At 57.8% G+C, this 25119-nt stretch carries 26 protein-coding genes and 1 tRNA gene; 21 read left to right on the forward strand and 6 right to left on the reverse strand.

The genetic code is table 11. The features are described 5' to 3' along the window. From ABNH18_RS10750 to ABNH18_RS10770, 5 genes are all read left to right on the forward strand, one after another. Nucleotides 1-906 (forward strand): bile acid:sodium symporter family protein, encoded by a 906-nt coding sequence (locus tag ABNH18_RS10750; RefSeq protein WP_349382809.1) that lies wholly within the window; start codon nt 1-3, stop codon nt 904-906. Beyond that, the gene (locus ABNH18_RS10755; RefSeq protein ID WP_349382810.1) at nt 888-1826 is read left to right on the forward strand and encodes an SDR family oxidoreductase; all 939 of its coding nucleotides are present in this window, start codon (nt 888-890) and stop codon (nt 1824-1826) included. The genes ABNH18_RS10750 and ABNH18_RS10755 overlap by 19 nt, the downstream gene beginning before the upstream one ends. Next, on the forward strand, nt 1823-2617 hold the full coding sequence (locus ABNH18_RS10760) for an SDR family NAD(P)-dependent oxidoreductase (protein WP_349382811.1): 795 nt from the start codon (nt 1823-1825) through the stop codon (nt 2615-2617). Before ABNH18_RS10755 ends, ABNH18_RS10760 begins: the two co-directional genes overlap by 4 nt. A gap of 8 nt (nt 2618-2625) precedes the next feature. After that, nucleotides 2626-3369 (forward strand): sulfite exporter TauE/SafE family protein, encoded by a 744-nt coding sequence (locus ABNH18_RS10765; RefSeq protein WP_349382812.1) that lies wholly within the window; start codon nt 2626-2628, stop codon nt 3367-3369. Nucleotides 3370-3463: 94 nt separating this feature from the next. Continuing rightward, complete coding sequence (locus tag ABNH18_RS10770; RefSeq protein ID WP_349382813.1) at nt 3464-4054, forward strand: GNAT family N-acetyltransferase; 591 nt, start codon at nt 3464-3466, stop codon at nt 4052-4054. A gap of 286 nt (nt 4055-4340) precedes the next feature. Here the strand turns inward: ABNH18_RS10770 and ABNH18_RS10775 are convergent, their stop codons facing one another. Further along, a complete protein-coding gene (locus ABNH18_RS10775) occupies nt 4341-5504 on the reverse strand; it encodes an alpha/beta fold hydrolase (protein WP_349382814.1) in 1164 nt (387 codons plus the stop codon). A gap of 195 nt (nt 5505-5699) precedes the next feature. On the opposite strand from ABNH18_RS10775, the gene ABNH18_RS10780 reads away from it, so the two are divergent. The 5 genes from ABNH18_RS10780 (at nt 5700) to ABNH18_RS10800 (ending at nt 10664) form a co-directional block, all read left to right on the forward strand. Then, nucleotides 5700-5933: a hypothetical protein gene (locus tag ABNH18_RS10780; RefSeq protein ID WP_349382815.1), complete on the forward strand. Its 234-nt coding sequence runs from the start codon at nt 5700-5702 to the stop codon at nt 5931-5933. Between the two features lie 202 nt (nt 5934-6135). Continuing rightward, nucleotides 6136-6813: a LuxR C-terminal-related transcriptional regulator gene (locus ABNH18_RS10785; RefSeq protein ID WP_290516527.1), complete on the forward strand. Its 678-nt coding sequence runs from the start codon at nt 6136-6138 to the stop codon at nt 6811-6813. Beyond that, nucleotides 6810-8675, forward strand: a complete 1866-nt coding sequence (locus ABNH18_RS10790; RefSeq protein ID WP_349382816.1) for a sensor histidine kinase — start codon at nt 6810-6812, stop codon at nt 8673-8675. Before ABNH18_RS10785 ends, ABNH18_RS10790 begins: the two co-directional genes overlap by 4 nt. 134 nt (nt 8676-8809) lie before the next feature. After that, nucleotides 8810-10528 carry a hypothetical protein gene (locus ABNH18_RS10795; protein ID WP_349382817.1) on the forward strand — a complete coding sequence of 573 codons (1719 nt, stop codon included), beginning with the start codon at nt 8810-8812 and terminating at the stop codon, nt 10526-10528. Between the two features lie 10 nt (nt 10529-10538). Next, nucleotides 10539-10664, forward strand: coding sequence for a hypothetical protein (locus ABNH18_RS10800; RefSeq protein WP_290516530.1), 126 nt, complete (start codon nt 10539-10541; stop codon nt 10662-10664). Between the two features lie 74 nt (nt 10665-10738). Here ABNH18_RS10800 and ABNH18_RS10805 read toward each other — a convergent pair whose 3' ends face one another. Continuing rightward, a complete protein-coding gene (locus ABNH18_RS10805; RefSeq protein ID WP_349382818.1) occupies nt 10739-11446 on the reverse strand; it encodes a YHYH domain-containing protein in 708 nt (235 codons plus the stop codon). 284 nt (nt 11447-11730) lie between these two features. On the opposite strand from ABNH18_RS10805, the gene ABNH18_RS10810 reads away from it, so the two are divergent. From ABNH18_RS10810 to ABNH18_RS10830, 5 genes are all read left to right on the forward strand, one after another. Continuing rightward, nucleotides 11731-12342, forward strand: coding sequence for a hypothetical protein (locus ABNH18_RS10810; RefSeq protein ID WP_349382819.1), 612 nt, complete (start codon nt 11731-11733; stop codon nt 12340-12342). Continuing rightward, nucleotides 12342-12926: a hypothetical protein gene (locus ABNH18_RS10815; RefSeq protein ID WP_323775254.1), complete on the forward strand. Its 585-nt coding sequence runs from the start codon at nt 12342-12344 to the stop codon at nt 12924-12926. Before ABNH18_RS10810 ends, ABNH18_RS10815 begins: the two co-directional genes overlap by 1 nt. A gap of 85 nt (nt 12927-13011) precedes the next feature. Continuing rightward, nucleotides 13012-13284, forward strand: a complete 273-nt coding sequence (locus tag ABNH18_RS10820) for a hypothetical protein (protein WP_349382820.1) — start codon at nt 13012-13014, stop codon at nt 13282-13284. Beyond that, nucleotides 13281-13538: a hypothetical protein gene (locus ABNH18_RS10825; RefSeq protein ID WP_349382821.1), complete on the forward strand. Its 258-nt coding sequence runs from the start codon at nt 13281-13283 to the stop codon at nt 13536-13538. Before ABNH18_RS10820 ends, ABNH18_RS10825 begins: the two co-directional genes overlap by 4 nt. Next, the gene (locus ABNH18_RS10830) at nt 13535-15133 is read left to right on the forward strand and encodes a PepSY-associated TM helix domain-containing protein (protein WP_349382822.1); all 1599 of its coding nucleotides are present in this window, start codon (nt 13535-13537) and stop codon (nt 15131-15133) included. Before ABNH18_RS10825 ends, ABNH18_RS10830 begins: the two co-directional genes overlap by 4 nt. 105 nt (nt 15134-15238) lie before the next feature. On the opposite strand, the gene ABNH18_RS10835 is transcribed toward ABNH18_RS10830, so the two are convergent. Both ABNH18_RS10835 and ABNH18_RS10840 read right to left on the reverse strand, forming a co-directional pair. Then, on the reverse strand, nt 15239-16531 hold the full coding sequence (locus ABNH18_RS10835; protein WP_349382823.1) for an OmpP1/FadL family transporter: 1293 nt from the start codon (nt 16529-16531) through the stop codon (nt 15239-15241). Nucleotides 16532-16793: 262 nt separating this feature from the next. Continuing rightward, the gene (locus tag ABNH18_RS10840) at nt 16794-17816 is read right to left on the reverse strand and encodes an AraC family transcriptional regulator (RefSeq protein ID WP_349382824.1); all 1023 of its coding nucleotides are present in this window, start codon (nt 17814-17816) and stop codon (nt 16794-16796) included. A gap of 161 nt (nt 17817-17977) precedes the next feature. Here ABNH18_RS10840 and ABNH18_RS10845 point away from each other — a divergent pair, with 161 nt between their 5' ends. Together ABNH18_RS10845 and ABNH18_RS10850 are read left to right on the forward strand one after the other, a co-directional pair. Beyond that, complete coding sequence (locus ABNH18_RS10845; RefSeq protein ID WP_349382825.1) at nt 17978-19477, forward strand: flavin-containing monooxygenase; 1500 nt, start codon at nt 17978-17980, stop codon at nt 19475-19477. 25 nt (nt 19478-19502) lie between these two features. Then, a complete protein-coding gene (locus ABNH18_RS10850) occupies nt 19503-20330 on the forward strand; it encodes an alpha/beta hydrolase (RefSeq protein ID WP_349382826.1) in 828 nt (275 codons plus the stop codon). A gap of 48 nt (nt 20331-20378) precedes the next feature. Here the strand turns inward: ABNH18_RS10850 and ABNH18_RS10855 are convergent, their stop codons facing one another. Further along, nucleotides 20379-21266, reverse strand: a complete 888-nt coding sequence (locus ABNH18_RS10855) for a fatty acid desaturase family protein (protein WP_349382827.1) — start codon at nt 21264-21266, stop codon at nt 20379-20381. A gap of 130 nt (nt 21267-21396) precedes the next feature. On the opposite strand from ABNH18_RS10855, the gene ABNH18_RS10860 reads away from it, so the two are divergent. Next, a complete protein-coding gene (locus ABNH18_RS10860) occupies nt 21397-22407 on the forward strand; it encodes an AraC family transcriptional regulator (RefSeq protein WP_349382828.1) in 1011 nt (336 codons plus the stop codon). Between the two features lie 80 nt (nt 22408-22487). On the opposite strand, the gene ABNH18_RS10865 is transcribed toward ABNH18_RS10860, so the two are convergent. Next, nucleotides 22488-22564, reverse strand: a tRNA-Arg gene (locus ABNH18_RS10865). 241 nt (nt 22565-22805) lie between these two features. On the opposite strand from ABNH18_RS10865, the gene ABNH18_RS10870 reads away from it, so the two are divergent. The 3 genes from ABNH18_RS10870 (at nt 22806) to ABNH18_RS10880 (ending at nt 25117) form a co-directional block, all read left to right on the forward strand. Further along, nucleotides 22806-23135, forward strand: a complete 330-nt coding sequence (locus ABNH18_RS10870; RefSeq protein ID WP_007150444.1) for a DMT family transporter — start codon at nt 22806-22808, stop codon at nt 23133-23135. Nucleotides 23136-23297: 162 nt separating this feature from the next. Beyond that, entirely contained in the window at nt 23298-23987 is a 690-nt protein-coding gene (locus ABNH18_RS10875) for a response regulator transcription factor (RefSeq protein ID WP_007148755.1), read from the forward strand. Nucleotides 23988-24016: 29 nt separating this feature from the next. After that, complete coding sequence (locus tag ABNH18_RS10880) at nt 24017-25117, forward strand: FecR family protein (RefSeq protein WP_349382829.1); 1101 nt, start codon at nt 24017-24019, stop codon at nt 25115-25117. Nucleotides 25118-25119: the final 2 nt, after the last annotated feature.

Raw genomic sequence — 25119 nt, forward strand, 5'->3', positions numbered from 1 at the left:
ATGGAAGTGCATTTCGGAAGTGAAAACCTGTTAATCCTGAATGTCATCCTTGCGTTCATGATGTTCGGTGTTTCCCTGTCGCTCACCGGCGATGATTTTCGGCGCGTGCTCAAACGCCCGGATGCCCCCATTGTCGGGTTGCTCGCCCAGTTCGTATTGTTGCCAGCGGCAACTTGTCTGATCACCTGGTATTTCGATGTGGATCCGGAGCTGGCGTTGGGCATGATCCTGGTGTCGTCATGCCCCGGGGGCTCGTTTTCCAACATCATGACTTGGTTGGGCCGGGCCAATGTGGCGGTGTCAGTCAGCATGACGGCGGTGTCCAGCCTGGCTGCGATGATCATGACGCCGTTCAACTTTTCGCTGTATGGCTGGTTGAACCCGAATACGCGCGCCATTCTCACCGATATTCAGCTCGACAGCATGAACATTCTTATCCTGGTGGCATTGGTGCTGGGGCTGCCACTGGTGGTGGGAATGCTGGTGGGTAAAACATTCCCGGCCTTCGCAGAAAAAGCCCAGAAGCCCATGCGCTATATCACCTTGATGGTGTTGTTGCTGTTCGTGGGGGTGGCGTTCGGCAATAACATGGATGTGTTCCTCGCCACAGCGAATCGCATTGTCGGATTGGTGGTCATGCAAAACCTTCTGGCTTTGGGGCTGGGAGCCATGGCAGCGGGTATTACCGGGCTGCCCCGAGGAGATCGGCGCGCCATCACCATGGAGGTGGGGATTCAAAACTCCGGCCTTGCATTGGCGATCCTGTTTACCTTTTTCCCTGATGCCAGCGAAATGATTTTGATCGCTGCCTTCTGGGGCGTCTGGCACTTGATTAGTGGATTGCTTCTGGCCTGGTGGTGGTCGCGCAGTCCGGCTCAGGAGGACACATGTCGCGACGCATATTGATCACCGGTGCCGCCGGTTATATCGGTAGCCAGCTGGCCCGCCAACTGCAACAGCACCATTACGTTGTTGGTGTGGATATCCGTAAAGATGAAAGTGCGAATTTTCCGTTCTTTCAAATGGACATTCGTGACCCGAAGATTGGTCAGATGATAAAAGAGCACGGTATTGAGCAGGTGGTGCATTTGGCTGCTGTGCTGGAAGATTCCGGCGACCGTGAGCGTGATTTCGATATTGATGTAAACGGCACACGCAACGTGCTGGATGCTTGTGTGGCCAGTGGTGTCGAGCAAGTAGTGGTCACCAGTTCTGGAGCAGCGTATGGCTATTACGCGGATAATCCGGAATGGCTGGATGAGCAGGATCCGTTGCGGGGGAATCCGGAATTTCCCTATTCGGATCACAAGCGTCAAGTGGAAGAGCTGTTGGCAGATTACAGGGAAAAATATCCTGCACTCAAACAGCTGGTGCTGCGTCCCGGGACAGTTTTGGGTGCGGGGACTCGCAACCTGATTACTCGCTTGTTTGAAGGTGATCGCCTGTTGGCGGTGGCCGGTTCGCCATCTCCCTTTGTCTTTATTTGGGACCAGGATGTGGTCGGTATTATTGAACAAGGGGTGAACCAGGATCGTGCCGGCTGTTTCAATTTGGCCGGAGACGGAGCTCTGTCCATTGATGCACTGGGTGACTTGCTGGGCAAGCCGGTTATCCATGTGCCGGCTTGGTTGATCCGTAGTGGGTTATGGGTTGGCAATCGATTGAGGCTGACCCAATACGTACCGGCGCAGGTGAACTTTTTGCGCTACCGCCCGGTACTCAGCAACCGCCGGCTGAAAGACGAGTTTGGTTATATTCCCCGTAAAAGCTCCGAGCAGGTGTTTCGCTTTTTCATGGCCGCCGCCCGGCAGCGGGGGCAGCTATGAAAACCGTATTGATTACCGGTGCAGCTTCAGGGCTGGGATGGGCGTTGTCCCGGCAGGCGTTTGCGTTGGGTCACCGGGTGATTCTGGTAGACATGAATGCTGCGTTGCTGGCATCGCGCGCCGATACGTTAGCCGGCGAAGACCCTGCCCGCGTCACGTTTCGGGATCTGGATGTAACGGACAGCGACGCCGTGCAGGCGTTAGTGAATTGGGTGCAGGACAACGAGCCTTCGCTGGATGTGCTGGTCAATAACGCGGGCATTACTCACCGCTCGCTGGCGGAACAAACGCGCATGGCGGTGTTTCGTAAAGTCATGGCCGTGGATTGGCAGGCGCCGGTGGAGTTGGCGATTGGTTTTTTGCCTCTCCTGAAGAAAAGTCGTGGCGGCATTATCAATATTGGCTCCATGGCGGGCTGGATGCCGGTGCTCGGCCGTGCGGGTTACTGCAGCGCGAAAAGTGCCTTGAGCCAGTTCTTTGAAGTGTTGCGGGGCGAAGTGGCCCGTGATGGCGTCCATATTCTGATGGCGTACCCCAGTTTTTTGGATACCCCGATCGAAACCAACGCACTGGGGCATGATGGCCGCCCGGCACGCCATAAACGTTCCATGGTCGGCGATATGCGCAGCCCGGAGTGGATGGCGGGGTTGGTGTTCGAGGCTTACAGCAAGAAAAAGAAACGTTTGTTCCCGGACCGCTTCACCTGGTTTGCCAGCCTGTTATGGCGGCTGTTGCCGGATCTGTATCAACGCATGATGCAGCGTAAATTTGCCAGTGAACTGAACCAGTAGGAGCGCTCGTGGCTGACCTGATGACCTTGCCCTGGCTACTGCTGGGGTTGTTTATTTTCTTTGCCTTTACCACCGAAGCCATGACCGGTTTCGGCAGTATCGTAATCGCCCTTTCTTTGGGGGCATTGTTGTTGCCGATTCCGGAAATTTTGCCGGTACTGGTGCCCCTGAATATTGTCATGAGTGCCACCTTGAGCTGGCGTCACCGTCAGCATATTCATTGGCCAACGCTATGGCGGTTGATCCTGCCACTGATGGTGTTGGGTACGCTGAGTGGCTATGGATTGCGCCCCTGGATGGGCGATCAATTGTTGAAGAGCGGCTTCGGGCTGTTAGTGCTGTGGTTCAGCAGCCGTGAGTTGTGGCGCATGTGGAAGGGCATCAAGGTGGCGCCCCACAGTACCTGGTGGTCGCGCTGCTGGATGTTTCTGGCAGGGATCACCCATGGCTTGTTTGCCTCTGGCGGGCCGCTGCTGGTGTATGCCCTGAGTGGCCTGTCACTGGAAAAGAAAGCCTTCCGCGCCACATTGATTCTGGTCTGGTTGTCACTGAACAGCTTGCTGACGGTGGTGTTCCTGCTGGACGGCACCTTGCTGCCGGCCGCGCCGCGCATTGGCTTGCTGGTACCCGTCGTCATCGCAGCGATGCTGCTGGGTGAATGGTTGCATCACCGGGTCAATGAAGAGCGCTTCCGCCAGGCAGTGTTTGTGGTGCTCTGGTGTACCGGGCTGATTCTGGCCTGGCCGGGCTGAGATTTAGCTGCGAGCTTGGAAGCTAGAGGCTCGTCGCTGTCTCTTGGACGTGGTATTCATGTGATTCCTTGTTCGCAGGTATTCAGGAGTCGCCATGTCCGCTGTGGAAATTCGCCCGGTTACCGGTATTGCTGTCGAGCCTTGGCTGGATGCACTGGCGCAATTGCGTATTGCGGTGTTTCGAGATTATCCCTACCTCTACGACGGGGATCTGAGCTACGAACGCCGTTATCTGGATCGCTATGCCCAGTCTGATCGTAGCGTGTTTGTGTTGGCGCTGGAGTACAACCGGCTGGTGGGGGCGGCTACGGCTTTGCCATTACGTGAAGCGGACGATGAGTTTCAGGCGCCTTTCCGGCAGCTGGGGGCGGAGCTGGATTCGGTGTTCTATTTCGGTGAGTCGGTGTTGCTCAAACCCTATCGCGGTGAGGGCGTCGGCCACCGCTTCTTTGACCTGCGTGAGCAATACGCGGCGGATTTCGGATTTCGCCATACCGCCTTCTGTGCGGTGGCGCGTCCGGCCGGGCACCCTGCGTGCCCGGCGGATTACCAGCCCCTGGATGCGTTTTGGCGTTCCCGGGATTACTTCCCACAGAACCAGCTAGTGGCCCATTTCGACTGGACTGATGTGGGAGACAGTGCCCCCAGTCGCAAGGCAATGCAGTTCTGGCTGCACTCGTTGTAGGTGGCGTTAGTTTGTTGTTGCATATACCCCATTTGGGCGATTTGATGTTGTTTTGACATCCCTATACTTCCTGTTTATTTGGGGAAACAGGGGAAATCATATGCACCGTTACTATCGTTGGGCACTTTGGCGTGAGCGCGCTATCCGCAATGGCATCATTATCCTTCCACTGGCGCTGTTTGCATTGGCTGTCGCCGTGCTGGTCGCCGGCTGACCGCGGGACTCGCTGAGGCAGTGGCGCAGCAAAAATAAAAACCGACTCACGCTGCTTTTTCAGATCGAGCCTTCAATCAGTGACTTGAGCCGTTGGTTGCGTTGTGGCGGGAATCGATTCGTCCAGCCAGCGCTGTACCCGAGCGTAAGTGCGGCTTTCCTCGATCATGGTCATGTGGCCCATCTGGAAAAACAGTTCTCGGGTCAGATGGTCCGCTTGCGGGTAGAGATGCTCCGCCAGTGCGCTGTCCGTGGTCACCAGCCAGTCGCCCCGGGGTTGGGCATGGTCGGGTTCACTGACGCTGCCGGCGATAAATAACTGCTGTACCTGCGGATCCAGAGGCACCTTGCTGGTGGGGCGCGGGTCGTCCAGCGGGCGGTCCCGCCACTGGTCTTCTAGTACGTAGCCAAAGCGCAGGTCACGGATGCCGTCTGAGCGCAGGTTGGCCAGGCGCATCAAGGGGCGGGAGTAGGGGGTGCGGCCGAGCAAGCGGTTGGCTTCGTTGCCAAACCGTTCCAGCAGGGCGCCTTGATGGGGTGAGCCGAGACAGGCCAGATGGCTAACCCGGTTGACCCAGCTGTCGCCTCGCTGGCGCCCCTGATGCAAGGCGCTGCGTGCGACCAGCCCGCCCATGGAATGGCCGATCAGGATAACGCGCTCGGGCAGGGCGGTATGGGCCAGCAGCCCGGCCAGTTTGCGGCCATTATCGGAAATGTGCAGGCCGGTGTTGTAACGCAGGTAGCGAATATCCGCGTTGTGATTCTGGCGTGCCCATTGGTTGAAGGCGTCAGCAGCGGGGCTATTCCAGCAGGCTTCATTCATGCACAGCCCGTGCAGGTAGATCACTAGCGTGTCGGCATTCGGCGCCGACGGCTCTTTGGGTAGCAGCGTCATGGGCAGGGCATAACGGTTGCTCTGTTCGACCAGCAGCTGCCCGAAAATGCCATTGATGATGCTTTGCAGATCCAGGCTGTCGCGCAACTCCCGCTGTGGGTCGGCGAGCAGGTCGGCCATGCCGGCCAGGTTGCCGGCCTGGCGAAAGCCGTAGCGGACCAGGTTATAGACCATGGGAGCAGGGGTGTAATCGTGTCCGCGCAGGTTGAAGGGATTGGCCACGGCGCCGTGGATGTCCTGCACGACTTGGGTGATTTCATTGCCAAAACGGGTCACCAGCTGTGCCAGGCCGCCCACATTTCTTCCTACGTTTCGCCCTGCATTGCGCCCGGTTTTTTTCATGCTTTCTCCTTGTTATCGGGGCTATCTTACCCGGCTGAGGGCGCTGGGAAAGGGAAAAGGACTATGCCAATTAGCGCGGGCCCGTCTGTAACTCTTCGTAAAATGGCACGAAAATGTGCAAATCCCCTTGGCCAAGCGTCGTGAACATGCTTAGAGTGCTCACTGTCCGAATCAGTTAATTCAAGGAGTGATTCTATGCGTACTTTCGGTAAAGCGGCATTGGCCGCCATTTTCGCCTCTTCTGCCCTGCTGGCAGCCTGTGATGCCAACGACGGTCCGGTTGAGGACGCTGGCGAGAAGGTAGATAAGGCGGTAGAAAACATCACGCCGGATCAAGGGCCGATGGAAGAAATGGGCGAAGATATGGATAACGCCTATGACAGCGCCGAAGAGTCTGCTGAAGACATGAAAGACGCTGCCCAGCAGTAAGCCTGTCATGCAGTGAGCGCACCGTCTTTGGGCGGTAGCGGCGATAATCAGAACCCCGGCCTTTGGTCGGGGTTTTGTCGTTTAAGAGGCACGTGATTTTTTTCGGGAGGCTGAGCGGCGGGCAAATACCTGCTTACAGGGATGGGCGCGCTTGGGAATAGTCGCCATACTTCACGATGACTTAATTCCTCATGAGCCAAGCATGGATACGTCCGCCCGCATTTCGACTGAATCAACGCTGCCCGCGCCGGTGTTGATTGTGGAGGATGATCCTCTGATCCAGAACCGTCTGGAGCGCGTTCTTGTGCAATTGGGCTATCACAGCGAGATGCTGTGTTGTGCCGCTTCGCTGGCCCAGGCCCGGCAATGGCTGGAGGGGCAGCCGGTGGCGTTGGCTCTGGTGGATCTGGGGTTGCCTGACGGGAATGGGACGGCGTTGATTGCTGAGTTACGTGCCGCCGACCCGGCCATGGGTATCCTGGTAATTTCTGCTTGGAGCACCGAGGACGCCATCATGGCGGCCCTGCGCGCCGGCGCTACGGGGTACGTGCTCAAGGAGCGCGATGACTTGGAGGTCTCGCTGTCGATACGCAGTGTGCTACGCGGCGGAGCGCCTATTGATCCGTTCATTGCCCGCCGAGTGATTGGCGAGTTGTACCAGGCGCCTTCGGCGTCGGGTGAGCCGCCATTGAGTGCTCGCGAAAGCGAAGTGCTGACGCTGGTGGCCGAGGGGCTGTCCAATCGGGAAATTGCCGAACGGCTGTTCATTTCCCGGTATACGGTGGAATCCCACGTTAAACATATCTATCGCAAACTGGCGGTGTCGTCGCGTATTCGTGCGATCAGCGAAGCCCGTTCCCGGGGGCTGCTCGACGGATGAAATCTTTCCTGTCGATATGGTTGATGCTCTGGCTGTGTGCGGCTTCGGCGGGAGGTCATGCGCAACTGCCACATGATGTGCCGGATTGTGAGCCTCAAATTGTGTCGGTGATGGCGGCAAAAAGTGAGGGCGCCACACGCCCGGTGGCGGGCTGGCAAGCGGTTATCCTGCCGGATAACTGGAGCCAACGCTGGCCTGATTACGATGGCACTGTCTGGTACCGGATTGATTGGCAGCCTGGCTGTGTTGATACGGACAACGGGGATTCACCGGTGGGGTTGGTGATTGAATCGATCATTATGGCGGGTGCGGTCTATAGCGAAGACACATTGCTCTGGCGTGATCGTCATCTGCAGGAGCCGTTATCACGCTCCTGGAATTCGCCTCGCTATTGGCTGCTGCCGGCATCGCATTTGCGCGAAGGGCGCGTGCTGTGGGTGCGTGTGGCTGGCGTTGCTGCACAAACGCCGGGGTTGGGACGGGTCCGGCTGGGTTCGCCAGAAGCGATGTTGACGGTGATGGAGCAGGGGCACTGGCGCACACGGACTCTGCCTTTCATCAATCTGGTTGTGTCTGCGGTTTTGGGGTTCCTGGCGCTGTTTATCTGGTTGGCGTTTCGCTCACAGCAGGTGTTTGGCTGGTATGCGGTGACGGCGTTTTGCTGGGTGTTGTTCGGTGTGAATACCCTGGCCACACAAGCCTGGCCTTTTTCGGATACCCGGATGGTGGCGCAGGCCAATACTCTGGCGTACATCTTCTTTATTGCCAGTTTCTGTGTGTTCAGTTGGCGGTTGCTTGAGCTTCGTTGCGCAGTATGGCGAGAGTTCCCTTTATTGGCGCTGGTCGCGGGCCTTGCTGGCGTAATCGTGTTGTCGCCGGGTTGGGAGGGGCTGCAATGGGCGGGGCATATCAGTTCACTGGTTTTCTTGCTGAATGGACTTTGCATCACTGGCTGGGCGTTACGCCGGAGGGAAGCTGGGCCGTTAATGGTGGCCGGTTTCTATCTTTTGTTGATTGCTATTGGGGTGCGCGATGTCCTGATATTGATCGGATTGCTCTCAAGCGATTTTTATCTTTCCCAATACAGCTGCCTGTTGTTCATGTTGATGGCCGCCGTGTTTCTGGGGTTGCGCGTTGCGGGAGATGCCCGTCGCATTGAGCGTTTTAATCAGGAACTCAGTGTGGCTATCGAGAAGGCCTGTGACGACCTTAGTGCCACAATGAGTAAAGAGCACCGTTTGGCGTTGGATAACACCCGCCTGCAGGAACGTTTGCAGCTTGCCCATGACTTGCATGATGGCTTGGGCGGGCAGCTGGTGCGCTCTATCATGATGGTTGAGCAGAGTGACGATGGCTTGGACAAGAGTCGTTACCTGTCCATGCTCAAGCTGCTGCGCGATGATCTGCGTCAACTGGTCGACAGTGGCGCCAGTGCCAGTGCGGCGCCCCCGCAGACGCCGGTTGAATGGCTGGCGCCGTTACGGTACCGGTTTGCCAACCTGTTTGATGCGCTGGAGATGTTGCTGGTCTGGAATGTGCCGGATGCCTGGCGCACGCAACCGACAGCGGTTCAGTGCCTGCTGTTGGCCAGGCTGGTTGAAGAGGCGCTCACCAATATCGTCAAGCACAGCCAGGCCCGGTGTGCCCGGGTGACGTTGCAATTGCCGGATGACGCTCTGCTTTTGTTGCGTGTGGAAGATGATGGCGTGGGCTTCGATGTGGCTGCCGTGCAAGGCGGCGGCCTGGGTATCGGGCTGGAAAGTATGCGCGCCCGAACAGAGCGACATGGAGGTGCGCTGACGCTGAGCTCCCAGCCTGGAGCCACTGTCCTCGAGGTGCGGCTTCCGCTGGGCCGGTCATAACAGGTCAATAGCGTGCCATTGAGGGCATAATCAGGAAAAATCCCCAAGTTCAGTGATGTTCATCACAGAACAGACCCCGTTCAATTCAGTCCTTGTGACGTATTTATTCCTTCAGGCTGTAACGGGGTACATCAATGAAAACACAAAATCGAATGGCACGGGGTTGGCGAGTGGCCGGGCTGATGGGGGCAGCGGTGACGTTGTTGCTGACTGGCTGTGGTGGCGGGGGTGGCGGTGAATCGGAGGCTGATGTGGCGGCGCCCCCTTCCAGTTATACCGTGGCCGGTACGCTGACCGGCCTGATGCCGGGTACGGAACTGGTTGCCAGAGATGTCACGCCGGGCAGCAGTTTACCGTCACTCACACTGACCGAAAATGGCAGTTTCCAGTTTGATGGCTTGCTTTACCCCAATGAGTCTTACGACATTGAGTTGCTGGCCAGCAACCCTGCTGTAAGCGATGGCGAAAACCGGGGTCAAAGTCCGGTTATGCAGCGCTGCGTGCTGCAAGGTATGAGTGCGGAAGGTGTTGCCAAGGGAGACGCTGACGCCCTCGGGGATTTGCAGATTCACTGTTCCGCCCTGTTCTTTTTGTTCGATAACCAGGGCCTCCCTGTCGTGAGTGACGGCACCCCGGAGGGAACTCGTTCGCTGAATGTGAAAGAAGAGTTTTTTTCCGGATTTTTTCTGAGTGAGGGCGGCGTATTGTTCGTGACGACGGGGAGTAATGAGAGACATCTCTGGTTCAGTGACGGCACCCCGTTTGGCACTCAGAGAGTAGCAGGCAAGAATGGGGAACTTCTGGATCAGCTGGGCTGGTCCTGGCAGACGGTTGGCAATCGCTTTTACTTTACCAATAACGGCCTGTTGTGGGTGGCGCAAGGTGGGAGCGCAATGAAAGTGGAAGGGCCAGAACCGGGAGGGGTTGTCACCTCGGGGTTTGATGGTATGGCCTCCGCGGGTGATTGGTTGTATGTGACCTCAGAAAACCAGGTGCTGGCTATTGGTGAGGGCGGGCAGCCTCTCGTTTTGATGGGCCCAGATGAGCAGCCGTTCAATGCTTCATCTTGTGGTATGAAGAGTACGGGCGATCAACTTTATTTAACGTGTTCCCAGGGGAGCGCGGCAGGTAGCTGGCGGGTGGATGCGGGGGAATCGACAGCTCGGAAGATCTCCTCGAACTACTCATTTAATAACTTCCGCTCTGTGGGCGCGCTGACGTTTTTTAGTGGTTATTTGCCTGCCTCTGGGAGGAATCTTTGGGTAACTGATGGCACTGAATCCGGGACGCATTTATTTTCTACCCCGAATCCGGACTCTGCGGGCAGTAACCCAACTGATTTCCGGGTAAAGAGCAATGCGCTCTTCTTACTGGCAACGGATGGTGTTGCGAATAAAATCTGGAAATTCTCAGTGGTGGGGAAGACGGTTTTTTTATCCGGTCCCGTTGGCAGTGGGGTGGAATCGCTGGCTCTTCATGGTGACAGCGTGTTTTTTACCGCAGAGGAGAGCCCGGGCAAACCACAGGTGTGGGTCAGTGATGGTACGCCCGGTGGCACCTACGTAGTGAAGACGATTAACCCGAATGGAGCCGCCCGGCCGTATGCGCTGGAGTCTGTGGGGGATTGGCTCTTTTTCTCGGCAGAACAGGATGACAATGGCTATGCAGCCTGGCGTACCGATGGCACCGAGGCGGGCACTGTAATGCTGTCTCCCGAGCAGTGTGAATATGGGGCTGAGGTGTGGGCCAAAGTCGGCGACGCTGTGTATTACGTCATGTTTAATGATGAGGGACACAGCCTCTGGAAAACCGATGGTACTGCGCAGAACACCACCAAGATCGCTGAGTGGTGAGGGGCTGCTCATGAAGGTGCTCAAGGAGAGATACAGTGTTGGCTATATCGACTGGCCGATGGTAGGCCGGCGGATGTTGCTGGTAACGATGTTGAGTGGCATGGCGTGCTTGCTGGCGGTATTGGTTGCCGGCTAGCGCAGCAAGGAACGGCTCTTGGTAAGTGACAATCAAAACCCCGGCCTTGTGGTCGGGGTTTTGTCGTTTTGGGGTCAGGGATGTGCGGCCAGCGGGCAATGGCTTAACAGCTGTTTCAGGGCGTCGGCTTCCTGGAGTGTGACCATCAATTGGTAGCGTTGCTTGATTCGTTCCCAGTGCTGGCCGTATTCGCACCAGTAGCGGCGGTTATCGGGAAGCCACTGGTCCGGGCTGCGGGCGCCTTTGCTGCGGTTGGCGCTGGCGGATACCGGGATCAGGTTGTCCGGGTCGTTGGCAAATTGTCGGCGCAACCGTTGGTCCCACTGGTCCCCGCCGTGGCCGTGTGCATGGCGCAGGGGAACAAAGTGATCCATATCCAGATCGCCGGCCCGGCTGAAGGTCTGGTTGGTGTAGGGGTCGTACCAGCGGCCGCTGGCCACGGTGCAGCGGTCCGGGCCGGTGAAGGTCACCGCAATTTCACTGGTGGCGATCAAGACTTCTGCCCGGGTGTCCTGACAATCCTGGTCCGCATCAACCCAGTGGGGCCAATGGTCCCGGTCATAGAGGGTGCTGAACGAGCGTTGTGCGTCGGCGGCGTCCTGCTCGGCCTGTTGCTGTTGGCGGTGCAGGGTGAAGCAGGGTTCGCGGTGGCAATGGTAGTCGCCGGTGCGTCGGTCGGTGTGCCCGCCTTGTTGATCGAGGCCGCCGGGGTGGGCCTGAAGGGGCGCTGCGGGGGCAAGCAGGGCGAAGCAAATCCAGAGCGTGAAAGGGCGTAGGTGCAAAGGGGGGTATCCTGTCTGTGGTGGCGCAGGAGAATAAGATATTCATGCATTTTGGTGTAGGTGAAATGATGCAAATACTGAAAGTGTGAACTGGTTCCAGAGGCTGTATCAGGAAGATACAAAACGGCTACGTGGCTACACGGAAATCGGACGGTTTTGTTCTGGGGTGGGCAGGGTTGCATCGTTAGAGTTAGCGGTGCCGGGCTGAATCTGTTTCACAGCGGCATCGGCGTTCACTTTTTATGCATTGTCTTTGAGTAGTGGCTATGCAGGAGTTGCAGTTTATGGGGACACAGCAGGGCGCGGAAAAATGGCGTCAGCAGGAGTTGGGGCTGGAGGCTGTGGAGACACGGCTGCAGGCCCTGCAGGAGTACCTGGCCGTTTACCGGGCCAGCTGTGCCTCGTCGGGCAGTGCGGATAGCCACGCCCGGGTGCGGGTGCTGCGCCGGGATGTGTCTCGTCTGCGGGCCTGGGGCTGGTACCTGATGGCGTGCCGCGATGGGGCCCGCTGGTTGCCTGTTGTGCAGTGGTTGGCGCGGGTCTTTTCTGTGCTGGTGGTGCCGCAAAGGCATCGTTCTCGGCGCCAGCAGCGCACGCGCACCATGCGGCATTTGTCCAGTTACAGCCTGGTCGAGCGCGCCTATGCGGCACAGGAAGATGATATTCAGGGGCGTTTGCTGACCTTGCGCCTGGCGCAACGCCAGACCCCCAATGACCTGCGGGCCCGGCAAATCAAGGGGCTTGAGCGTCAGGTCGATGATGTGGTGCTGATGCGCTTGGCCGGCTTGCCAGAAGCCCGGCAGCTCACGGTGATTTGCCATCTGCTGACGTGGACCATGGCCCTGCGTTACTGCCTGGGCCTGCGGTTGCCGTTGGCTGATGTGGCGGACCGTTAATGCAGGCAATGACGATGTTGTCTCCAGCACTGGATAGTTTGCCGCGGGTTTTTACCCTCTCGGATCTGAAACAGCTGCAACCGGAGGAATCTGGCGGCGCGCTGGATACCGTGCTGCGCTGGCTGGAAGCCGGAGTGGTCAAGCAGGTGGCGCCGCCGCGCCCGGTCTTCTACAAGGTGGTACTGGGCGAGCCGCTCACCGATGAAGACCGGTGTCGGGCATTGCTGCGGGCCTTTCCGTCGCTGGTCATGGTGGCCGGGTCGGCACTGTGGCGGCAGGGGTTGAGTCGTCAGCAGGACAGCGTGCTGGAATGCTGTGTGGCGGAAACCGAGCTAAGCTGCCATCTGCCCGATGTGCGCCTGCACTGGCGGCCGCCGGCCTGGTGGTCGGTGATTCGCCGGGCCGGGGGAATGGCCGGCGATTACCACGGTGTGCCCATGCTCAATGCGGAGCTGGTGCTGGCGGATGCGTCCACGTTTTCCGGTGTATGGATGCCGGATCGTGAATCAGTGGATTGGGACCGCCTGTCCACGGCGCGTCTTAGCGAGGCCAGTGATTATTTGCGCGAGCTGCGCCCCCGCTGAGCCGGTGGGCGGGCTGGGAATCTTGACGAAAACGTCCTGCTGCTATTAAATGAGAACCATTATCATAATTAATGGTTCTCTCCCTATGCTGGTTGCCGTTCTGGCCACACTTGCCAGTGTGTTGCTGTTTTATCTCTCGGATCGCCAGCAGCGCTGGTTAGATCAGCCCCTTCCCGCCTTTACCCGTTTTATTGCCTTGGCCCTGCTGGCCGGTGGATTGTGGCTGTTGTCGCTACAGCTGGGCGCCAGTGTGGGTCTGTTTGTGGGGTTGTGGGTGTTCACGTTGCCGGCCCTGCTGGTGCCATTACTGGTTAGCCATTATCGCGATAGCTATCAGCGCCGGAGGGGCAATCGATGAGAGCGTTTCTGGCGTTTCTGCTGAGCCTGCCCTTGGCGGGGATGCTGATGGGGCTGTTGGCGGCGTCGCTCCCGGTGCCCTGGCAGTCCTGGCTGGTGTTGCAGCTGCTGGGGGTGACCCTGTTGTGGATGTTGTTGGTGACCCTGGTGGCGTTGCCTGAGCGCACCTGGCCGCCGCTGGTGGCCTTGCTGGTAATGAATGGGGTGGCCTGGATGGCGCTGCAAACCACGGCTTTGTATGGGAGTGGTGCATGAAGGCGGACCGTTTGCGACGCTTTATTGACCTGCATGCCTGGCTGGGCATGGCCAGTGGTTTGGCTCTGTTTGTGGCGTTTTTTGCCGGTGCCCTCAACGTGTTCCATCACGAAATGCACCACTGGCAGACGCCACAGGCCACAACGCAGGTGTCGCAAGACGCCATCGATGGGCAGGCGCTTCTGAACCGTGTTACCGCCCAATATCCGGATGCGCGTAAACGCCTTTTTTTCCTGCCTGAGGAAGACCCGGCGGTAATGTGGTTTCAGTCTAGTGATTCTGGTGCGGGGGAGTGGCTCACGGCCCATGCCACGGATTTCGACGAGGCGGGAAAGTATGTTGAAAAGCCCCGTTCGGCGCTGGCGGATTTCATCAATCAGCTGCATTACCAGTTAGCGATCCCCAGTGGCGGCCTGCCCATCAACCTCGGCATGACCTTCATGGGGCTGATCTCGATATTGTATGGCGCGGCCCTGTTCACGGGGTTGGTGATTCATTGGCCGAAACTGCGCAAGGAATTTTTTGCCCTCAAGCATGAGGGCAACATGCGCCGTTACTGGAAGAACATGCATAACCTGATCGGTGTGGTCAGCTTGCCGTTCCACCTGATCATGTCGGTCACCGGGGCGGCCATGGGCGCCTTTACGCTGGTGGCCGTGGTGCTGGGCACCCTGGTGTTTGGTCCCCAGTTGCGCGGGGTCATCGAAGAGGAAACGGCGGTCTGGCCGCCAGTGCAAAGCCAGGGCGAAACCGCTGCCATGGTGCCGATGGCGGATTACCTGTCTGCCGCGGGCGATGCGTTGCCTGAGATGAGCGTGGATTGGGTGGAAATCCGCGGTTACGGCGATGCCGCCGGCTGGGTGGATGTGGCGGGGTCCGTGCCCGGTTACGTGGGGCATCACGCGCATGTGGTGCTAGATCCCGCGATGGGCATCTTGAACGTGATCGCACCGGGGCAGCGCAGCCTGAACTTTGATTCCTTCTCGCCGGTGTACTCCCTGCATTTTGGCGATTACGGCGGGATGCTGGTGAAATGGCTGTACTTCGCCATGGGCTTGCTGGGGGCGTTGTTGTTTGTGTCCGGTAATGTGCTGTGGTGCGAGCGTCGCAGTGATCGTCAGGGGCCAAGTCGTGGATCGGCGTTCCTGTTGCGTCTGACCCTTGGGCTTTGTTTCGGCGTTGTGATCGGCGTGGCGTGCAGTTTCCTGGTCAGCAAGGGGCTGCCTTATACGCCCTGGGCGGCCTGGGTCGCCACTGCGGAGCGAGCGGTTTGCGGTGTGGTGGTGTTGCTGTTAGTGCTGTGGAGTTTGCGAGCCTCGCCGCTGCGGTTCAGTGGCTTGATGCTTATGGTGGCGCCGTTGTGTTATTTGGCGGTGCCGCTGTTGCAGGTGACGCTGGAGAGTGCCCACGCTCTTGAGGCAGATAACCTGTTGATCAACAGCCTGTTGCTGCTGGTGGCGTTATCCTTGTGGGTGGTGCGCCGCCAGTTTCGCAAGCGCGTGCGCCTGGCTGAGCCTCATCCGCTCTGGGTAGGCAAGGTGACGGAGGGGCATCCCAAACACCTCACCGAAACGGAACGGGAAACGGTGAGCTGATTCGGTTGGTGTTGCATGGTGCGTGAACCGTGTAGCGGCCGCAGTGCGGCATAAAAAAACGGCGCCTTGGGGCGCCGTTTTTATGTGACATTAGCGCATCTGAAATCAGAAGCGGTACGTCGCCTGCAGGGCCAGGCCGTGAGCGCTGTTTTCGAAATCGGCGCTGTAGGTATCCTGCGACACGCGGCCTTTTTCTTCATTGATGTAGGCGTAGGCGGCATCAAAGGTCAGGTCAGCGGTGGGGCTCCAGCCGGCGCCCAGAGTGTAGATATCACGATCGCTCACCGGGATGCGCACGGTACGATCCGCATCGCTGGTGGGGGACTTGTCGGTGGCATAGCCGGCACGAACCACCCATTTCGGGTTCAGTTGATAGGCGCCACCAACGGCGAAGGACCAAGTGTCTTCCCAGTTCAGCTCTTCGGTGATGGTGCCAAACTGGGCCTGAAGGAGCGGGTTCACGCCGCTGTTTTCCACTTCAATACCTTCCAGTCGGCTCCAGCGGGTCCAGGTGGCCCCCATATACAGATCAAGGTCGTCCGTAGCCTGGAAGCTGATGGAGGTATCAACGGATTCCGGCATGGTGATATCCAGCTCGGCGTCGTATTCACCATCGAGGACGGTGCCCAAGGGAGAGCCGCTCACAGTGGTGTCGCCTTCTAGGGTGAACTCGGTTTTGGAGTGGTAAGTCAGGCCCCAGTCGAGGCGATCGTTAACGGCAATAAGGGTGCCCAAGTTGAAGCCATAAGCAATATCGTCCCCTTCAATTTCTACATCGCTATCCGCGGCGCCAATGAAAGCAGGATCAATGCCAGCGAAGGTTGCGCCAGGAACCTTGCTGGTTAGCTCGCCGGAGATGTGGTTGATGGTAGGGCCGAAACCTACAGAAATGCGATCGTTGAACGCGTAGCTGATGGTGGGCTGGATGGTGACAACCTGCACCATGCTGGTAACGCCTTGGTAGCGGCCCTGGAAGCTATCCTCGTAGTCACTTTCTACGCCGAAGGGGGCGTACACGCCAATGCCGGCATGCAGCTTGTCGCTGATCGGGCTCACGTAGTAACCGAAAGGAATGGTGGAGAAGGGCACCATGTCGCCATCGTTCGTGCCGGACACTGGCAGACCTAATGGTGCGGGCAGTTGCCCCTGAGTATCGCTAATGTCAGTGCTGGCATCGATAAAGGCCAGGCCGCCGCTGACTTCGGCGCGGTCCAGGCGGCTCATGCCGGCGGGGTTGCCATACAGGGTGCTGGCGTTGATAGCGGTAGAGGCGCGGCCTGCGTAGGCAGAACCGGCGCTGCTGGCGCTCTGTTCGTTCAGGGCCAGGCCATTGGCCATGGCTTGGGTCGATGCAGCAGCAATCGCCGCTGCCAGCACGGCTTTGTTCGAATACTTCATGATAACTTTCCCGAGTTATGATTTTGCCGGCGCAAGTTACCATTTGGTCACAAAATATCACAGGTTGTTTATCGTCATAATCGGCCGTAAATCGCACAAAAAACGACTATTTGCGGTAAATAGGTTGTTTATTGCTGTGAAGAAGGTTCAGTGATGAGTGGTATGTTTACCTTGGTGAGGGTGTCTGTTTTTGCGGTTCAGACTGCTGACTGCCTAGCAGGCTATTTGAGGTCATTATGCGATGCCCTTTTCAGGGGGCTTCCTAGGCTTGGCTCAATAGATGGCGGCGATAGGCCCGTGGCGTTGTGCCGAGCCACTGTCGGCAGGCACGGTTGAAGGCGGATTGTTCGGAGTAGCCCAGCAGCCCGGCGACCTGGCTGAGTTTCAGATTGGGTTCCATCAGATAGTCACGCAATAGTTTCAAGCGCACCTCTTCCAGTAATTGTTCATAGCTGACCCCTTCATTGGCCAAGCGGCGCTGCAGGGTGCGTTTGTGCATGGACAGGTGTGAGGCAATGGCGGCGCTGGTGCATTGAGCGGTGGGTAACAGGGTAGTGATCAGGCGGGCGACATCTTCGCTGAGAGTGATGGCGTTGGGGGCTTGCTGGGAAGCCAGATAACGCTCCGCCAGCTCCCAGGTATGGTGGTCGGCGCTGGATAGCGGCATGCCAAAGGCTGCCACAGGCCAATAAAGGCCGCACCAGTCCTGCTCGAAATAGGCGTCGCAGCGAAACACGTCGTGATACGCACCAATCTCAGCCTGGCGTGAGTGCATGAAGTGCACACTGTAGGGACGGAAAGTGTCTCCGCAGAGCAGCTTCATCACCTGCATAGAGTTCGACAGGCTCAGCTCGTAGGCCTGTGGGCGATATCCCCCCGAGCTGTCTTCATCAATGGTGAATTGAAAACGAATGCAGGTTTGACCCTGGTGTTCGCACACGGTGTTGCTGATGCCCAGGGCAGGGCTGTGCAGATGTAGATAGCGGGCAATGCTGCTAATGGCATCGCCCACCGTGGCCGCACTGCGCGCGATCACACTGATCGGGCCAAGGATATCCATACCCTGATACTCCGCCAGCTTCAGGCCTAGCTGCGGATAATGAAGGGCTTGGACGGTGTCTTCGAACAGTGCGGCAAGGTTGCGATACAGCAGGAAAGAGCTGTCATCACGCCGTTCCTCCGGCGGAATATGGTAGCGCTCCAGCAGGGGCAGGGGGTCGCCACCCAGTTGGCGCACCAATTCGTCGAACCCCCACAGGTTGGTGGCGCGGATCAGGTCACTCATGGTGCTTTTGGCGAGGTCGTTCGTTGCATATTGCGGACTCAAGAACGGGCGCTTTTGTCGCGTTATGTCAAAAATATGTCCACATGCGTCAATATTGTCAAGGGTGGCTTCTGAAATAGTGACAGGTAGCAATATCCAATACGCAGAACAAGGAGGTCGCCATGAGCGCCCAGCACTACGACATCGTGATCATTGGTGCCGGACTGTCCGGTATCGGAACCGCCTGCCACATCGCCCGCCAGTTTCCCAATAAGAGCATGGCGATTATCGAGCGCCGGGAAAAAGTGGGCGGCACTTGGGATCTGTTCCGTTATCCCGGTATCCGCTCGGACTCCGACATGGCCAGCTTCGGTTTTGAGTTCAAGCCCTGGTACTCCGAGAAGATATTGGCCAAGGGCGGGGATATCCGTGAGTACGTGGCGGAAACGGCCCGTGAGTTCGGCCTTTACGACAAAGTGCAGTACGGCTTGAAACTGGATAACGCAGACTGGTCCAGCAACGAGCAGCAATGGACGCTCTATACCCAGAATGAAGCCAGTGGCGAAAGCCGTGAATTCACCTGCGGGTTCATGGTGAATTGCGCGGGGTATTACAACTATGATCATGGTTTCCGGCCGCACTTCGACGGAGAAGAGCACTTCAAGGGGCAGATTATTCACCCGCAGCATTGGCCGGAAGAGCTGGATTATAGCGGTAAGAAAGTGGTGGTGATCGGTAGTGGCGCCACGGCAATTACCGTGGTGCCAGCAATGGCAGAAAAAGCGGCGAAGGTGACTATGCTGCAGCGTTCTCCCAGCTACATCATGGCCATGCCGGACACTGACAAAATCACCATGGTGCTTAATAAAGTATTGCCGAAAAAATGGGTTTTCAAGATGACCCGTGGGCGAAATATCCTGATTCAGCGCGGCCTGTATCTGGCCTGCCAGCGCTGGCCGGAACGTGCCCGAAAACTGCTGATATCACACATGCACAAGCGGGCCCCAAACCTCGATGTGCGTCACTTTAGCCCAAGTTATATGCCATGGGATCAGCGCCTTTGTGCCGCGCCGGATGGGGATTTCTTTACCAGCCTGCGTTCAGGCAAGGCGGATATCGCCACCGATCATATCGAGCGTTTTGATGAAACCGGAATCGTACTCAAATCCGGACAGCACCTTGATGCGGACATTGTCGTTGCCGCCACCGGCCTGGATGTGCAGTTAATGGGTGGGCTGGAGTTGAAGCTGGACGGTGAGCCGGTAGCGCTGCCCAGAAAGATGACCTACAAGGGCATCTTGATTCAGGATATTCCCAACTATGGCTGGATCTTTGGTTATACCAATGCGCCATGGACTCTCAAGAGTGATATTGGTGGTCAATATCTGTGTCGCCTGTTTACCCACATGGAAGAACAGGGTTTCAGCACGGCCACGCCTGTAGATCATGGCGACAACGTCACCGATAGCGGCATGTTGGATGGTTTTGCTCCGGGTTATATCGATCGTGCGAAAGATCGTATGCCTCGCCAGGGCAAAGAGGCGCCTTGGGCGGTGACCATGCACTATGGCAAGGACAAGGACACGCTGGTTAACCAGGCTGTGGATGACGGCATTTTGACCTTCTCTTCTCCCGCCGCGGCACACCGTGACAATGTTCAGCCGATCAAGGCAACGGCCTGAGCAAGGTCGGTAAAAGGAGATCATCATGAAGAACAGTGATAATAACAAGGCGCCGGTGCTGCTGGTCCATGGCATGTGGAGTGATGCGAATACCTTGCAGGAAGTTCGTGATGCTTTTGACGATGCAGGCTACAGCGTGGAGTCGCTGACTCTGCCTCATCATCGCAGTAAGCAAGAGCACAGTTCCTCCAGTCTGGCGGCGTTGGCCAGTGCTCGGTTGGAAGACTATGTGGATGCCATTGTTGAAGCGATACAGCGCCAGCCGCGGCCGCCGGTTTTGGTGGGTCATTCCATGGGCGCCTTGCTGGCACAGTTGGCTGCAGCGAAGGTGCCTTGCGAGCGATTGATCCTGTTGTCGTCAGCGGCGCCGGCAGGCATTAATGGTTTGGGGGTGTCGGTGATTCGGACTCTGGGCCGCAATATGCTGCGTTTTCCATTATGGAAGACATTCACCGAGGTGCGGTTGGCCAATGTGCAGTACGGCGTGGCGAATAGTCAGACGTCGGAAGTGCAGCAGGACATTACCGACAGTTGTACCTACGAATCGGGAATGGCGACCTTCCAGATCAGTGTGGCGTCATTGTTGGGTCGCCGTTCCGCTGCCCATGTGGAGGTGAGCCGGATCCATTGTCCAGTGTTGATTATCGGTGGCACGGAAGACCGTATCACCCCGCTGCGGGTGCAACGAAAAATCGCTCGACGGTTTGGTGATCAGGCCAGGCTGGTGGAGATTCAGGGTTGTTGTCATTGGAGCGTCGGTGGCCGCTATTTTCCGCAAATTCGGGCAACGATGCTGGATTGGGTGAAAGCGGGTGAGGAGCTCGCCGGAAGAGGCCGCGCTGCTGCAGCGTAAGTGGAACGCCGCCCCCTTATTGAAAAAATAGAAGGGGCGGCGTTCTTGTCAGTCAGATTTTTCCGTTAGCGGCTTGCGGGAAAATATGCCGACAATCGGTGTGCCTTGAGCCTGCAGGATCGGTTCAATGTCCCGGTGCAGCGCGTGGTACTTATAGAAAGGCACGCGGGGGAATAGGTGGTGAATGGAGTGCAGGTTTTGCCCCAGCCAGAACCATTCCAGTGGTTTCATCCAGCGTGGCATGATCAGGCTGTTGGTGTTTTGATACCGCTTTGTATTGTCATAAGGGTGATGTGGGCGGTAAGCAAACCAGTAGGCCGTGAATAACCCGCCGGTAAAATAGCCTGCGAGAATGACGGGAAGGGTGCCGGGTTGGGCCACTGTTGCCAAAAAGGCTGCCCGCCAGCCAATGGAAACGGTTAACTCCAGGCAAAAAATCAGGCGTTCCTTCAGGGACGCATTGCCCCAGTTATGCTTGATGAAAAACGTGTTTTGAACCCACAAAAATTGAAAGCCAACCTTGAGCACTGCCAGGGGGCTTTTCTGCATTCCGCTGACAATAAAGTCCGGATCTTTGCCGGGTTGGTTGGTATAACGGTGGTGAGTAAAATGCTCAATGCGATGTGAGGCATACGGAATCGCAATGATCGGCGCCACCAGATAGCCGCACAGATCATTGATCCACTTTCGGCGATCATTCTGCCCGTGAATGTTGCCGTGGGCTGCTTCGTGTAGCGGGGTGTATGACATATAAGTCAGTGCCGCTACCAGGAAGTAAGTGAGCCATGGGCCAAGCGTGCCATTGGCAAACAGGGTTAGCGTGGCGATGAAGGCAGCTACTACAGCCACCGTCAGTAAAACTGTCGGCCACGCGGTTTTCCCCATATAGTGCTTGGCAGAGGCAATGGCTTGTTTGTTTAATGCTGCCGCGTCCATAGTATAGTCTCTTGTTGAACTCATCAGAGTAAACACTACGTTGACAGCGTGAAAACCAGAATAGCCACCGTGGCCAATCACCCTGCAGAAGTGGCCAGGGGGTGACAGGGCGGAACCAGCGGAACGGGCAATGCAGCACTCAGATGACAAATTGCACCCGGTGGCCATCAGTCAGGTCATGCTTAACTTTGCCCTGCGCAACGGCATCGACCAGCAGACCTGCCTGCTCGGCACAGGCATCTCGGAAACCGAATTGTCCAGTGGTGAGGGGTTGGTGACGCGGACCCAGGAAATGCGCCTGATCGAAAACCTGATGCTGGCTCTGCCGGAAGAGGGAGTGGGCGGCTTTGAACTGGGCCTGCAATACAACCTGGCCACCTTCGGTGTGTGGGGTTTTGCCCTGCGTACCTGCAAGACCCTGCGCGATGCTGTCGCCCTGGGGCTGCGTTACCTGCCGCTAAGCACCGCCTACTGCCGCATTACTGTTTGCGAGGACGGTGACACGTTCGGTGTGATCTTCGACCCGGACCCGATCCCCCCACACCTGCGCCAGTTTCTACTTGAGCGCGACATGGCGACGGCCGTTAACCTGGTACGGGAAATCACCTTTCAGGGCGTGGAATTCAGGGGCGTCGAATTCACCGGTGAGCCGGATGTTGCCGCCTCGGCCATTGAGACCCTGTGCGGCATGGCTCCCGCCATTCATGCCAACGCCAATCGTATTCTGGTCAATCGGGCGGGTGCCAGTCAGCCATTCCCCGGCTACGACCCGGTGCTCACCCGCATGCTCGAACAGCAATGCCAGCAGCGCATGGACACCGTGGAAAACAGCGGCCTTGCCGGTAAGGTACGCCAGAAACTGCTGGGGGAGCTGGGCCTTGGGGCCAGCCTTAATGACATGGCCAGTGAGTTGGCCCTTTCAACCCGAAGCCTGCGCCGCAAGCTGGAGCAGGAGGGCACTAGCTACCGGGATCTGGTCGAAGAAGAGCGTCGCCAGCTGGCCCTGCAACTCCTTGACAGCACCACCATGAAAATAGAGGAGCTGGCGGCCCATTTGGGGTATACCGATGCGGGCGGTTTCGTGCGTGCCTTTCGACGCTGGGAAGGGTGCTCGCCCAGTGCCTATCGTGAGAAGGAATAAAACGGCGCGGGTTTGTCTCGCCGTCTCGCCGTCTGGCGGCACAAAAAAAGGGCCTCCCAGATGGGAGGCCCTTTTTTAAATGGTACGCCCGAGAGGATTCGAACCTCTGACCTTTGCCTCCGGAGGGCAACGCTCTATCCAGCTGAGCTACGGGCGCAAAATCTGAAGAACTTGGGGTTCAACGGGCGCGAATGATAGCGGGTTGTGGCGTTGTCGTCCATGGATGGGATGCATCCTGTGGCGTAGTGACTATAATCGGCGCGCCGGGAGCTCCCTCTCGGTATCTGAATATGGGCAGGCTGTCTCTTTGCGGGTTTCCGGCAGCACTGTTTTCCTGACGAGCCCGTGCCTGCTTCTGGTGATATGTCCTGGCGGGCCTGTGTGTTGGAGAAAGCAGAGTGAACCTGTATTGGGTAGTGTTGCTGCTGGCCGTGATTGTGGAAATCGCCTGGGCCATGAGCCTCAAGTGGATCCAAATTAACCCCGGGGTGTTGTCTATTGGCAGTTCACTGGTGCTTACCGGTTTGAACATGCTGATGCTGTCTTATGCCATGCGCGGCATCCCTGTGGGGACTGCGTATGCGATCTGGACCGGGCTTGGAGCGGTGGGGATTACGCTGCTCGGCATCGTTTTCTTCAAGGACCCGGCCAATGCCTCGCGGCTGGCGTTCATGGCGCTGATCGTGGTGGGTGTCATCGGCCTGAAGCTGACCAGTGGGCCGGCCTGAAAGGGGCGGACGAGGGGCAGAAAACCGGTAAAGGTTGGACGTGGCCACGGTTTTGGTGTCGAATCGACCGCCTGGGCATTTTACAATCTTTTCCCGCTAACCCGTTGATAGATCGGTACCCTTTGCGGGCAGATGTCGGCCTGCAACAGATGGAGTTTAACCGTGCGCATTGCTTATCTCGAAGATGACATGGCTCAAGCAGAGCTAGTCACTCACTGGCTCAAAGAGGCCGGCCATAACTGTATTCACATGGCCAGCGGCCGTGAATTCATGTCCCTGTTACGTCGCGACACCTTCGACATTCTGGTGCTCGATTGGGAAGTGCCGGACATGAATGGCTACGCCGTGCTGGAAGAAGTACGTGCCAGTGGCAACCGGACCCCGGTGCTGTTTGCGACGCAGCGTGATGATGAATCATCCATTGTCGGCGCACTGTCCCAGGGGGCGGATGACTACATGGTGAAACCGACCAAGCAAGCGGAATTGCTGGCCCGTATTAGCGCTCTCGGGCGCCGGGCAGGGGTATCGGAAATGGATGAAGAAACAGCCCTGAGTGTGGGCCCCTGGACCGTGGATAGGTCCCGACGTCAGATCCTGCTGGATGAAGACGCGATCAAATTGACCGACAAGGATTACGAGCTGGCCTGCTACCTGTTCCAGAATGTGGGCAAGCTGATGAGCCGGGCGCACCTGTTGGAGAAGGTTTGGGGTATCATGACCCCGATCGAATCACGCACTGTAGACGTGCATATCAGCAGAATTCGACGTAGCCTTCATATTCGGCCTGAACGCGGCTACCGAATCAAAACGGTGTACCAGCACGGTTATCGCTTGGAGCCGATTGAAGAATAAAATCATAAACAGGTTCTGAGGACACATCTATGAGGGTCTGGTTGAGCACAGCCATGCTGCTGTGCCTGCTATCAACGGCCTGGGCCGGGGATGACTGGCATTACACCTTGCGCCCTGGCGATTCTCTCTGGAAAGTCTGTCAACAGTTCGCCCAGTCTCCGCAAACCTGCTGGGGCGAACTGGCCCGCTATAACGGGCTCGACAACCCCCACTCCTTGAGCCCCGGCAATACCCTGCGGGTACCAATCAGCTGGTTGAAGGAAAAACCCATTCCCGCCACCGTGGATGCGATTACCGGTGAGGTGATGCTATATCCGGCCAGAGGCGGGGAGCCCCGCCAGCTGAGAAACGGTGATGCGGTAGCATTCGGTGACGCCCTGGAGACAGCCGCGAAAAGTAGCGCCCGGTTGCGCTTTGCTGATCAGTCGGAAGTCTATATCAAGCCTGTCAGCCTGCTGGTGGTGACCCGTTATCGTCGCTTCCTGGATCAGCAGAGTGAACGCACCGAGCTGCGTTTGCAGCGCGGCAATATCCGTAACAGCGTCAGCCCCCGGCAAAGCGACGAGGCGTCCTTCGAGGTTTATACGCCTGGCGCGGTGGCGGCGGTTCGGGGCACGGAGTATTACCTGGGGGTGGATGGCGCCGAGACCACGCGCAACGAAGTGATCGAAGGCCGAGTGGATGTGGGCGCGCGCGGCACCGATCGCCAGATCGAAGGCGGTTACGCTACCCTGGCCCGTTTGGATGAGCCCCCCATCGAACCTGTGGAACTGTTGCCGGCGCCATCCATGGACGTAAGGACTTCGCATACCGGCGTGGTGGCGGTATGGCCGACCCAGGCCAAGGCCCAATCCTACTTGCTGGAACTCTATAACCAGCCAGCTGGCCGGCTGCTGACCCAAACGCCTTTGTCTACCGGCCACTGGCAAAAAGATTTGCCCACCGGGGATTACCGGTTGCTGGTGCGGGCGGTGGACGAGAACGGCCTGCGAGGCCAGGAAAGCTGGCAAGCATTCAGTGTGACCCCCGCACCGCGGCCTGAGCCTGCGCCGCCACCCTCGCCGGAAAAAGAATCGCACTGGGACTTGTGGGCCTTCGTGGGTGCGGCTGCCTTGCTGCTGGCGCTGTAAAT

The organism is Alcanivorax sp. (assembly GCF_040118815.1).
GTDB lineage: Bacteria > Pseudomonadota > Gammaproteobacteria > Pseudomonadales > Alcanivoracaceae > Alcanivorax.